We start from the raw sequence: 11,453 nt of genomic DNA, 5'->3' as shown, positions 1-11,453 counted from the left end.
TGTTGATACCACTGGATTTATTACAAATTGGAAACAATTACACCCGCAAATGGTTACAAAAATGTGATATATTCATTGTGCATTAACAAATGGGAGGTACAACATGTTTAAAAATCATTATTTTACTAAGACAATTAAAGCTACTATTATAGCGGTAGGATTAAGTTCAGTTTTTCAGACATTGCCAGCATCTGCAGACTCTCTGCATAATGTGAAGGAAGGAGATACATTCTATCTTCTTTCTCAGAAGTATAACGTAAATTTGGCCAAGCTGATAAGTGCGAATCCTGATATCGAGGCAACTAACATCTATGAAGGATTGACGATTAAGATTCCAGATGGCAAGATTACAACGAACTCGACAAATGGAGAGAACAACTTAAGTTCAAAAGTGGAATCTGATTCTACACTTAAAGTACTCTCTACGGAAAAAGTAGTTGAGGCATGGGGAAAATCCTTTAACTACTCTGACACGATTAATGTTAAAGCTACGGCATACTCCGCTGCACCTGGTGAGAACGGTAAATGGGGAGCGGTTGATTTTTATGGTAATCCTCTAAAACTTGGAACGATCGCTGTAGACCCAAAAGTGATTCCTATGGGAACGAAGGTCCTTGTTACAGGCCATAGTCACCCAGGACTTCCTAAAGAAGCTTTTGTTGCCACGGCAACGGATCAAGGTGGAGCAATTAAAGGTAACCGAATTGATATCTTTATTCCTGGTAGTGCCAGCTCAGTAAATGCTTTCGGATATCAAGATGTGAAATTGTATATTATCGACTAGTCTAAAAGTTATGACTAAATACAGCTCCCTGATGGGGGCTGTATTTTTTAATATGGAAAGCTATTTATATTTTTTGGTTTGTAATAGCTCAGTCAGACTTACAAAATGGTAGCCTCTTTTTCGCAGGGTCTGAATGATTTCAGGAATCGCTTCGATCGAACCGTTAAGGGTTGAACCTACACCACCGCCAGCGTGTTGAAGAACGATGGAGCCGGGAACAACTGCACTAAGTACATTTTCTTTTACTTGCTCCTTATTAATTCCCTTCCAATCAAGCGAGTCAACGTTCCAATTTACAATTTTATAGCCATTTTTTTTGGCCCATTTTACTTGTTCCTCGTTAATTTCACCATAAGGTGGGCGTATGAGCTTGGGTTTGTATCCGACAATACTTTGGATGATTCTCTCTGTCCGCTGGATTTCACTTTGGAATTGTGCGACTGAACGATTTTTAAACAGAGGATGACTGAAAGAGTGGTTACCAATGACATGTCCTTCACGTTGAATTCTGCGTACGAGTTCAGGGTGTTTCTTAGCACGACTCCCGACAATGAAAAAGGTTGCTTTTACTCCTTGTTTCTTCAATTCATCCAGAACACGTGGTGTAAATCTAGGGTCAGGTACATCGTCAAATGTAAGCGCGACTTGTTTGACCTCTGGACCTCGAAATTTGAATGTCTCTGAATATTTACGACGTAGTTCTCCCAGGGTCAGTGGTTCGGTACCGGCTGAAGTAGCCTCCGGAGTGGTGGTGTCCGTTAAATTGTTATGTTCTGGGTCAGCAAGAACGACAGACCAATCCAACAAACATAACGTCAACGTAACCGTAAGGGCGATCAGAAGTCCTCTTCTGATGTTAGGCACGGCAGACCCTCTCCTTTTTCTGAATGATGTTATATCTAGGTATTCCCGTATCTTGGCTAATTTATGTCATCCTGTGCAAAAGAGGTAATTCTATAGATAATGATGTAGACTAATTACAGGAGGTGTTTCGATTGCCCAAGAAAACTATTGAATTGCCGATTTTGATATTTGATGAGCAAAGTTCCTTTGAGCGTTGGCTTGCAGACAATCATGACACTTCACTTGGTATCCGAATACATATTGCCAAGAAGAACTCCGGAGTTGTTACCCTAAGTTATAGTGAAGCACTCGAAATAGCATTATGTTATGGATGGATTGATAGTCAAAAAGAAGCATTTGATGAGAAGACGTGGCTTCAACGGTTTACACCGCGGGGATCAAGAAGCATTTGGTCAAAAATAAATAAAGAAAAAGCAGAGCATCTTATCAATGAAGGAAAGATGCAACCCGCCGGATTCAAGGCGATTGAAGTAGCCAAAGAAAATGGCCAGTGGGATAAGGCTTACGAATCACAAAGTAAAATGACTATGCCAGAGGATTTTGCTATTATATTGGAGCACAATGCAAAGGCGAAAGAGTTTTATGAAACTCTGAATAACGTTAATAAATTTGCGATTTTATTCAGAATCCAACAAGCCAAAAAACAAGAAACAAGAGAGAAACGAATCCAGCAGTTTATTACTATGCTTGAAAAGGGAGAAAAGATTTACCCCAATTAATCGCGGCTAGAACTGAGTGATTGGTGATCCAGAGGCAAGCTCTGAACACTCATGTGACAAATGTCACAGACTTAAAGCCTCAAAAATAGCATCTTATATGAAGCAAATAAGTTAAAACCATAGAGAGATAGTTCGTTTTTACGGTAGAAGGAAGGATTGGAGAGGAAATCATATGGCACAAGTTATAGCAAATACACAAGTTGCCTCGAACGTATTCAGACTTCAGGTAGCGGGCAATTTCAGTGGTACAATGGGACAATTTTATATGTTGAGATCGTGGGACAAGTATCCACTTTTGTCCAGACCGATCAGTATTTTTGATATTACGGAGGACAGAATAGAATTTCTATATTTAGTCGTTGGTGAAGGTACAGAAATGTTTGCTCGTTTGCAACCAGGGGACAATGTATCATTGGATGGTCCACTAGGAAATGGGTTCCCTGAAGCAGTAGGCAGGACAGCATTTATCGGTGGCGGGATTGGTATTGCTCCTTTCTATTACGCCTTACGCAGTATTCCCAATGCAGATGTTTATCTAGGATATAGCAAGGAGTCATATATGGTAGAAGCTTTCCAAGAAGCGACTTCGGGGAAAGTTGAAGTAAATATCGGAGGAATCGTATTGGATCAAGTAGATTTTAACGCTTATGATACGATCATTTCATGCGGCCCACACCGGATGTTGCAGGCTGTACAACATAAACAATTGAGCTCAGGAACTTCGGCAAATGTATATGTTTCTCTTGAGAATCGGATGGCTTGTGGGATCGGCGCTTGTCTAGTATGTAGCGTCAAGTGTGTAGATAAGCGTAAGAAGGCGTGTACCGACGGTCCAGTATTCCGCGCTGAGGAGGTGATCTTGGCATGAGAGATTTATCATGTAACATATCGGGAGTACATTTCAAGAACCCGGTTGTCATGGCATCCGGTACTTTTGGATTCGGACAAGAATACGGTGCGCTATATGACATTAATCAACTTGGGGGAATATCGGGTAAAGGTTTGACTCTTCATGCTAAGCCAGGTAATGATGGGATACGAGTGTATGAGACACCATCTGGTATGCTGAACAGCGTGGGACTAGAGAATCCTGGTGTAGAGGCTTTTCTACGTGAGGAATGTCCGAGGTGGGAGAAGCTAGACCTCGCCAGAATCGTTAATTTAGGCGGTAACACGATTGAGGATTACGTTGAGGGAGCAAGACTCATTCACGAAGATAGCGCTGTAAGGATGGCTGCAGGACGTCAGGCAGTGGATATGATCGAATTGAACATTTCTTGCCCTAATGTGAAAGCCGGAGGAATGGCATACGGAATTCAAACGGCAACGGCGAGAGAGGTAGTTAGACAAATTCGTTCAACAACATCATTGCCACTTGTCGTGAAGCTGTCTCCTAATGCGGAGGATATTGTTGGCATGGCAGTTATGTGCCAAGAAGAGGGGGCTGATGGTGTCTCTTTAATCAATACGTTCTCAGCGATGAAGATTGATATTCGTAAGCGGCGTAGTGTATTCGAGAATCTGTATGCCGGATTGTCAGGTCCAGCGATCAAACCGATCGCCCTACGTATGGTTCATCAGGTTAGCCGTGCAGTAACTATTCCGGTTATGGGTATGGGTGGTATTAGTAGTGCAGAGGACATCATTGAATTTATAATGGCGGGTGCAGCAGTGGTTCAAGTGGGAACCCACAACTTTGTGAATCTTCGCGCTGGCGAACAATTGGTTAAAGATTTGGAACACTTTATGGAACGTGAGAACATTTCATCTTTGGATGAAATCCGTGGAATCATATAATTAAAATAGCGATCGAATTAACTTATAAAAGGGAGTGTCCCTATGACTTTTGACGACTTGAAGCTACAGGCCGTACCGATGGGACGCGATCTGTTACTGCTTATCACCGGAGGAGAAGCCCATATTGGTGCAGCATCCACCGCTTATTGGGCTGATTCAGAAGTTGAAGTTCTAACCTCCTCTGTACCCGGTCATAAGGAGCACACACTGACCGACAACATGGCTAGACGTGCTGCAACGGAGCTCAAGAGGACAGTTACCATTGTAATGGGCATACATTACGATGGGCTGAATTTAGCACAAATCAGATTGATCTCGGATAAGACCAATACCTTACTTGATGAATATATAAAAAGCAATAGCATCAATTGAATACAAATGAGCCAAGTAGCAGAATCATCGCATACTTGGCTCTTTTTTTGCTGTTTTATATTTTCTTACCTTAGCGATTGACCATCAAGCGAAGATAATTGCGAATTGCTGTAACGAACCTCAGCAACCTTATTAACGGTTTATTCCATTGTTATGGATTTTAACGAAACTAACAGGCGTTATTTCATCATAATTCATACATGAGAGCATCATTTGGAAGATATAAGGTCTTGTAGTTTCGTTAGAATTTTAATGACCTTCAAAAAAAATAAAATAAAGGTTGCTACTTTCGTTAGATTGTTGATTGAGTAAGATAATGAGCAGGATAATGCAACTTATGATTATATTCTTCGTTTGTATGTAAGAGGGAAAAAATGTTAAAATTCGAAATTAAATAATTATAGTAAATGGTTGCGTAATGAACAACAGTTATTATGCAATTGAGGAAGAGGGAGATTACTTTTGAAAAGATTGAAAAAAATTATGTGTATCAGCATTATTATAATTATTATTATTGGTTTAGTTCATTCCTTCCCATCTATTGTGTCAGCAGCGTCTGATAAAGCACAGCCCTCCAAAACATCCGTTATTCGTATCTACCTTAACAATATTACAACTTCATCAGGGGCTCCAACATTGATAAATGGAACGATTATGCTCCCGTTGGATGGCCTATATATCAGTGGGGTAACGGTAAATTACGATGAACGTACGAAAATGATCTCCATAGCGAATATGTTCACACATGGAAGTATGAAAGTCGGGAGTCGGAATGCAACAGTTAATGGTAAAGCAGTTGCCTATTCCGAAGGGCCGAGGCAGATTAATAAGCAACTATACTTGCCTTTGCGTTTTGTTAATGATGCCATTGGAGGATCACTGAATTGGAATCCGGAAAGCCGTGAGGCGTTTATTAGCTATCCTGAATTTGTTGGAGGCGGCATGATAAGTAATGACGCATATTTTATAAATGGTGTGAGCGGTACTTTATATAAACGTGATACAGCAGGTGTTGTCCACTCTCTAGGAGTATCTACTGCTAAGCTTGAACCAGGTTATATAGGTGATACCAAGATTACTGTCGTTGCGGTTTCTGAAGATGCGGATTTAGTGACTATTCAAAATTCTAGCGGAGAGCCTTCGATCAACCTGACGGTAATTAACCTATTTGTGAAGAAAGAAGTCATTTTGCGCCAATCAAAAGGCCATTATTGGCAGTTTTCTCCTGATAATCTGAAAATGTATAAGGGTAACGCAGTAATGAACGATGGCCACAATGTTCGATTAATTGCACCCGACGCTTCGGTTAAGGGAACTTGGAACATTTCCAAGTTAGCAGGTGTACCTGAAGATAGTTACGCTGTTGAAGCCATGGGTGAGAATTTCTTGATCGTTCGTTCTTCTCAGGATGGCTTACTAACACTAATTGATACAACAGCCAATCAAGCGATACTTCTGTATAAGGAGTTCGATATTAATCCTAGCGATATGGCTGGGTTCAAAAACGACGGGATTCATTTTACTGGAAATGATGTGAACACGTCAGAGCTACAATTCGAATTTACAAATAAAGATGGCACAAAGACCGCCTACACCTATGTAATCAAATAGATTCGATTAATTCATTCCAACTTTATATGGGTCTTTAGAAGAGTTGTCTATAATGAAAAAGCTCAAATACTCGTTTAAAACAAATGGTAAAGGAGGAAGTAGTTCAGACGAATACATGGAACCCACTAAAACAGTAACATTTAAGAGTGCGGGGCGTTCAAAAGGTGGAGCAAAATTAAATCAAGATGAAGTAATACAATTAAAAGTAAAATGGGATGATTTTGAAGAGTCATTTGACCTCATGAATATGCAATAAAAAAACCGGATCCTATATTAGGATCCGGTTTCTGTGCGACGCTCAATTGCTTGAGACATTGTTTTATCGGTGAGATGCGCGTACACCTCGGTGGTCTCAGTTGAAGCGTGCCCAAGCTGTTCCTTCGTTTTGTAAATATCATTTTGTAAATAGTAATCTGTAGCAAAAGAATGCCGGAGCTTATGGACGGTCAAATATGGTTTGCCAAATCGTTTGGCATATTTAATAATCATGGCTTGAATGGCCCGTTTGGTCATTCGTTTACCTTCTTTTTGCCCATTAGGAACAGCGATAAACAATGCCTTCTCACGCTTTGGTGTCCGGTAACGTGTCTCTCGCAAAGTAATATAGTGAGCTAAATCATCCTTCGATTGCTCGCGAAAATATACTGGAGTCTTGAATGTCTCATCATTATTACCTTTACGGTACACATACATCATCTTGTTGGCCAAATCTATATCATCAATATTGAGATTCACAACTTCAGATACACGAAGTCCGGAATTTAGAATTAAACTAGCGATACAAGCATCTCGTTCTCTATTAAGCTCATATGCATAGAGAGCTTGCTTATTATCTTGAATATCTTCGCCATATCCTTCCGCTATGTAACTGATGAATTCAATGAGTTCGTCCTCTTCTAATATTTTCCCTTTTAGCTTGGCAGCCGTATCTTTTGGTTTGTGAATACGCTTGATTTCTACCTTAGCCATGATATTGCGTTTAAGTAATGGATAGAAGTCCTCATCTTCCGCAATTTGACTTAAATAATGGAACATCGAGCGAAGGGAGGACATTTTGCGCGAGACGGTAATTTTAGCATTCGTCCCTTCCGTTCTCGTGGTTAAATGTAATCGATAGCCAACGATACTCTCCATGCGGAGTGTCTCGAGTTCATTGAGCGTAACTTGAGCATTTGATTCAGCCGCAGACAATCCTTCAGCACGAAGCCACTGAAAAAATTGTTCATAATCTCTTATATACTCCAGCAGAGTAGAGGGAGATAGATCAGGTAGCTTATAGTCAATAAATTGCTGAACAAACCAGGGCATATACACCGTTTTCTCATCCAGTTTTTTGCGGTCGATTTTTTTTTGTATGTTCATTTGTAGGTACCTCCAACTCAGGACAAGGGTCTTGACTTCATTGTAACATAAAGAAGCAGGAATGATGTGGAAGTACGATGTGCTATAGAATTAAGTCTGTACTAGGAAAATATAATCTGGATCACCATGCTGCTGAGGCACCTCATAAATCTCGACATGATGATCTTCAAAATATCGCTTTAAAGTTTCGGCAAACTCCGGAGAAGGCGTAGCGCTCCAGAAAGTCAAACATCCACCTGGACGTAAGCGCTTCTTGAGCGTTAGTAAGCCAGAATCATGGTACAAAGAAGCGTTCTTATCAAACACGGTCCAATCGGGTCCGTTATCGATATCAAGACAAATTAAGTCAAAGGTCTCCTCTGTCTCTGAGATCCAGCTGATAAGATCTGCATGAATTAACCTACTTCGCGGATCGGATAGCGAATGACCATGACAAGAACTGAGGAAGGATTTATTCCATTCGATCACCTTTTGCTCAATTTCCACTACGGTCACCTGCTCAACCCTTGGATCACGCAATGCTGTTTGGAGCGAGAAACCTACACCAAGTCCTCCAATGAGCACACGGTTGACAGAATTAGCTTTGTTTAAAGCACTTTGAACGAGCAGTCGCTCAGATTCCCCATTATAAGTAGCCATAAGAAACGTGCCGTTACTAATAATTTCGTAGTATTCTCCACGTTTCTGCAGTTGAATTTCGCCTCTAGGAGTGAGGGCACGTTCAATAACTTGGGCAGGATCATTTACATCATTCAAAAGTAACACCTCCATGGATTATGAAATGAGAAGATCTCAGGATTCCATTAAAATATACAGAAGTGAGGAAATCGAGTCAAATGAAAGCATCATAATTCGAAAATTACAACATATGAAAAATTCACAATAGAAAATCAAAATAATTCTCTAGCCCATACACCCTAATTCATCAGTTCATGTTACCTACCAACAATTAACCATCTGTATCAAAAGAGTATTAGCTACCACATCGCACAAAAAAACGCTACCTAATATTTTTAAGAAAATAAGTTTCGACAGTTTAGCAAAACCGTTTGATGCTCCATCACGTCTAATTTATAGATGCACAGCGGTAGGAGAGGAAACGGATGAATAACGAATTACTGGCTCTTGCGGCTAAACGCGGCGATGATGCCGCGTTTTATAGCCTCATTACAGAGCATGAAGAGAAAATGTACAGGATCGCCTATGCCTACCTGAAGAATGAGGCAGATGCTCTAGAAGCGGTACAGGAGACGACTTGTCGCGCATATATGCAAATTCGCAAGTTGAAAGAACCCAATTATTTTGGAAGCTGGCTTATTCGGATTCTAATGAACTATTGTGTTGACGAGCTCAAGAAACGAACGCGTAGAGAAGGTAGACAACCGGTGGAAGCTGCTTCTGTGGAGCAACAGTTGACTAACGGAGAAACTGCATTACTAGAGAAAATATTGCTGGAAGCGGCGGTCGATCAATTGGATGAAAAATATCAACAAGTCATTCAATTAAAGTATTATCACGATCTAACGATTATTGAGATAGCAAGAACGTTGAATAAGCCGGAAGGTACAATCAAAACTTGGCTACATAAAGCTCTTGGCGGGCTACGCCAAAGGCTGGGGAAGGACGGTGAAACGAATGCATAACAATCCTGAACATAACGATTTGGAGTGGCCTCAGCTCGAGGCAATGAAAGGACACACGGAACAGATTACAGTTCCTGTTGCAGTTAAGGACGCGATTCAGCAAGGAATGTGGCTCGGTCGTAAGCGTAAAAAACGTCAGATGAGGATGCGAGTTATTTATTCTACCATGTGCCTTCTTGTCCTGATTTCCGTAGCTTCCGTGCGATTCTCACCTGTTGTGGCCGCATATGTCAGTGACATTCCGGGGCTTAGGTCACTTGTTGAGCTTATCAATTATGATAAAGGCCTCCAACTCGCATTAGACAATAACTTCATGCAAGAAGTTGGTATTTCCGAGGAACATGATGGCATCAAGTTTACGGTGGACGGTATACTTGCTGATGAATCAAGAGTGATCATATTCTATACTTTGGATAATTTGGATGGGCGCAAAGAAGTTATCAACCTGCAAAATGTTAAAATTGTTAATGATATTGAAGCATCACTCTCTTATGGGTCATCAGAGTTTAATAAAGAATGGGTAAGTAAGCAAGGAACGATTGAGTTAAATTTGCAAGAAGGTGCAGAGATCCCCAATACTCTGGAGCTGGAACTCAACCTTGGCAAGGATAGGGTATCGACAGCGAACAGTACACTATGGCATTTTGTAATTCCGGTTGATAAAGAAAAATTTGAAGGTTTGAAAGAAACTTATACTATCAATGAAACAGCTACCATTGAGGGGCAATCCATAACCTTTGAGAAAATGACAGTGTATCCAACACGAATAGGTTTGGAAGTTGTTTATGATCCGTCCAACTCGAAGAAATTGTTCTATTTTGATGATCTAAGGATCAAAGATGAACATGGTGATACGTTTGGTACGATCACAAACGGTGTTTCTGGTAGTAAAATCGATGAGAATCGGGAGGTGCTTTACTTCCAGAGTAACTATTTCAAACAACCTAACCGTTTGTATTTACGAGCAAGTAGTATTCGTGCACTCGATAAAAGCAAGCTGGAGGTTAAGGTCGATCTAGACCGCAAGGAGTTACTCACTAGGCCAGACGAACGCCTCACACTCGATCAAATCGGTATTAGCATTCTAGATTTTCGCCTAAAGAATGACGATCCATTGGATGAGAATCGGACGTTCAATTTATTTTCTAACAGTTACAAGGATGCGTCAGGGCAATCATTTGATTCGAATCAGTCGGGAGCTTCCCAGGGTATGTTCCAGTACTATATTAAAAATACAGACTATCAAAGTCCATTAACGCTTACGATTGTAGATTACCCGGCCCGAATTCATGGTGATATCAACATCAAAATTAAATAATAGAATGCTTATGAAAGAGCTAGACCAGTTAGGGTCCAGCTCTTTGTTTTCATTTGAAAAATAAAAGTGAGTTACTATGAATCATAATTTAACGAATGTAGAAACTTAAGAAGAGTAATATCACCTTGAGAGGACAAACATCATCATGAAAAAACTCTTTGTTGCATGTTTTATGATCATTGTCATGACGATGACAATCTCTATTCATACTCATGCTGAAAAGCTGTTCAATGCACCTCAAGCAGACTCAAAAGAAGTTCAACTGCAAGATATGCTGATGCTCTTTCTTCTCCCTCATATAGATCAAGCGGTAGCCAAATATTATGCTCAATTTTTAATTGAAAAGCCAATTGTATACCCCTATGAAGTTGATATTACAAAGATCAAAAGGTCCAGATTTCGGGGGTATGAATTTCTGATTACCTTAGAAGTGTCACCCGTCGTAGGACCACATATTGGAGTAGGAAAAGATCTAATTACTTTCCAAATAGATCCAACATTACCTAAGAACATTAAATCTATAAGCTATGAACATATAAAGACTTATGATTTGCCGCCGAATTGGGAGCACATCATAAGAAAAACCTTAAACTAACACCAAGAATATAATAGCTTTCTTATTTCAGAAAAAATATGGTTGACTAATTTTTGATTATTGGCATATAATAACACCAAGTTTTACAAACAAAAGCTGTGAAGAGGAATAGGCAGTATGGGCCCTTATGTTCAGAGAGCGGTGAGTAAGCTGAGATCACCGACTTAATCCCAAAGCCATCTCACCTTGGAGCTGTTATCCCGAACCTGTAAGTAGGCGTAGGGTGTACCGGTTAGCAACCGTTATGATGCGTGGATCAGGTTCGATGATAATAACTCACCTGATTTACATGAGGCTGCACGTTAATTTGGACGTGTGGTGAACATGGGTGGTACCACGGAAGCTTAACCCCTTTCGTCCCTACAGTATGCTACGTTTAGCATGCGGG

13 protein-coding genes are annotated in these 11,453 nt (G+C 40.4%); 10 read left to right on the top strand and 3 right to left on the bottom strand.

The window, feature by feature from the left end; genetic code table 11:
* The first annotated feature begins 103 nt into the window (after window positions 1–103).
* Entirely contained in the window at window positions 104–784 is a 681-nt protein-coding gene (locus IEW05_RS10275; protein WP_188538346.1) for a 3D domain-containing protein, read from the top strand.
* A 60-nt stretch (window positions 785–844) separates the two neighbouring features.
* Here the strand turns inward: IEW05_RS10275 and IEW05_RS10270 are convergent, their stop codons facing one another.
* The gene (locus tag IEW05_RS10270) at window positions 845–1,648 is read right to left on the bottom strand and encodes a polysaccharide deacetylase family protein (protein ID WP_229753329.1); all 804 of its coding nucleotides are present in this window, start codon (window positions 1,646–1,648) and stop codon (window positions 845–847) included.
* 131 nt (window positions 1,649–1,779) lie between these two features.
* Between IEW05_RS10270 and IEW05_RS10265 the strand changes: the two genes are divergently transcribed.
* The 6 genes from IEW05_RS10265 (at window position 1,780) to IEW05_RS10240 (ending at window position 6,403) form a co-directional block, all read left to right on the top strand.
* Window positions 1,780–2,367: a YdeI/OmpD-associated family protein gene (locus IEW05_RS10265; RefSeq protein WP_188538343.1), complete on the top strand. Its 588-nt coding sequence runs from the start codon at window positions 1,780–1,782 to the stop codon at window positions 2,365–2,367.
* A gap of 172 nt (window positions 2,368–2,539) precedes the next feature.
* A complete protein-coding gene (locus IEW05_RS10260) occupies window positions 2,540–3,235 on the top strand; it encodes a dihydroorotate dehydrogenase electron transfer subunit (protein ID WP_188538341.1) in 696 nt (231 codons plus the stop codon).
* The gene (locus IEW05_RS10255) at window positions 3,232–4,164 is read left to right on the top strand and encodes a dihydroorotate dehydrogenase (protein WP_188538339.1); all 933 of its coding nucleotides are present in this window, start codon (window positions 3,232–3,234) and stop codon (window positions 4,162–4,164) included. The genes IEW05_RS10260 and IEW05_RS10255 overlap by 4 nt, the downstream gene beginning before the upstream one ends.
* A 42-nt stretch (window positions 4,165–4,206) precedes the next feature.
* Window positions 4,207–4,536 (top strand): prenylated flavin chaperone LpdD, encoded by a 330-nt coding sequence (gene lpdD / locus IEW05_RS10250; RefSeq protein WP_188538337.1) that lies wholly within the window; start codon window positions 4,207–4,209, stop codon window positions 4,534–4,536.
* 462 nt (window positions 4,537–4,998) lie between these two features.
* Window positions 4,999–6,147 carry a copper amine oxidase N-terminal domain-containing protein gene (locus IEW05_RS10245; RefSeq protein ID WP_188538335.1) on the top strand — a complete coding sequence of 383 codons (1,149 nt, stop codon included), beginning with the start codon at window positions 4,999–5,001 and terminating at the stop codon, window positions 6,145–6,147.
* 52 nt (window positions 6,148–6,199) lie between these two features.
* On the top strand, window positions 6,200–6,403 hold the full coding sequence (locus IEW05_RS10240; RefSeq protein ID WP_188538333.1) for a hypothetical protein: 204 nt from the start codon (window positions 6,200–6,202) through the stop codon (window positions 6,401–6,403).
* A 17-nt stretch (window positions 6,404–6,420) separates the two neighbouring features.
* On the opposite strand, the gene xerS is transcribed toward IEW05_RS10240, so the two are convergent.
* Both xerS and IEW05_RS10230 read right to left on the bottom strand, forming a co-directional pair.
* A complete protein-coding gene (gene xerS, locus IEW05_RS10235; protein WP_188538330.1) occupies window positions 6,421–7,509 on the bottom strand; it encodes a tyrosine recombinase XerS in 1,089 nt (362 codons plus the stop codon).
* Between the two features lie 90 nt (window positions 7,510–7,599).
* Window positions 7,600–8,274 (bottom strand): spermine/spermidine synthase domain-containing protein, encoded by a 675-nt coding sequence (locus tag IEW05_RS10230; protein WP_308420424.1) that lies wholly within the window; start codon window positions 8,272–8,274, stop codon window positions 7,600–7,602.
* Between the two features lie 338 nt (window positions 8,275–8,612).
* On the opposite strand from IEW05_RS10230, the gene IEW05_RS10225 reads away from it, so the two are divergent.
* The 3 genes from IEW05_RS10225 (at window position 8,613) to IEW05_RS10215 (ending at window position 11,065) form a co-directional block, all read left to right on the top strand.
* Window positions 8,613–9,152, top strand: coding sequence for a sigma-70 family RNA polymerase sigma factor (locus IEW05_RS10225; RefSeq protein WP_188538318.1), 540 nt, complete (start codon window positions 8,613–8,615; stop codon window positions 9,150–9,152).
* Window positions 9,145–10,470: a DUF4179 domain-containing protein gene (locus IEW05_RS10220; protein WP_229753427.1), complete on the top strand. Its 1,326-nt coding sequence runs from the start codon at window positions 9,145–9,147 to the stop codon at window positions 10,468–10,470. Before IEW05_RS10225 ends, IEW05_RS10220 begins: the two co-directional genes overlap by 8 nt.
* Window positions 10,471–10,615: 145 nt before the next feature.
* Window positions 10,616–11,065, top strand: a complete 450-nt coding sequence (locus tag IEW05_RS10215; protein ID WP_188538315.1) for a DUF3888 domain-containing protein — start codon at window positions 10,616–10,618, stop codon at window positions 11,063–11,065.
* Window positions 11,066–11,453: the final 388 nt, after the last annotated feature.

The organism is Paenibacillus segetis (assembly GCF_014639155.1).
Taxonomy (GTDB): domain Bacteria; phylum Bacillota; class Bacilli; order Paenibacillales; family Paenibacillaceae; genus Fontibacillus; species Fontibacillus segetis.
This window is presented reverse-complemented; position numbering and strand designations above follow the sequence as displayed.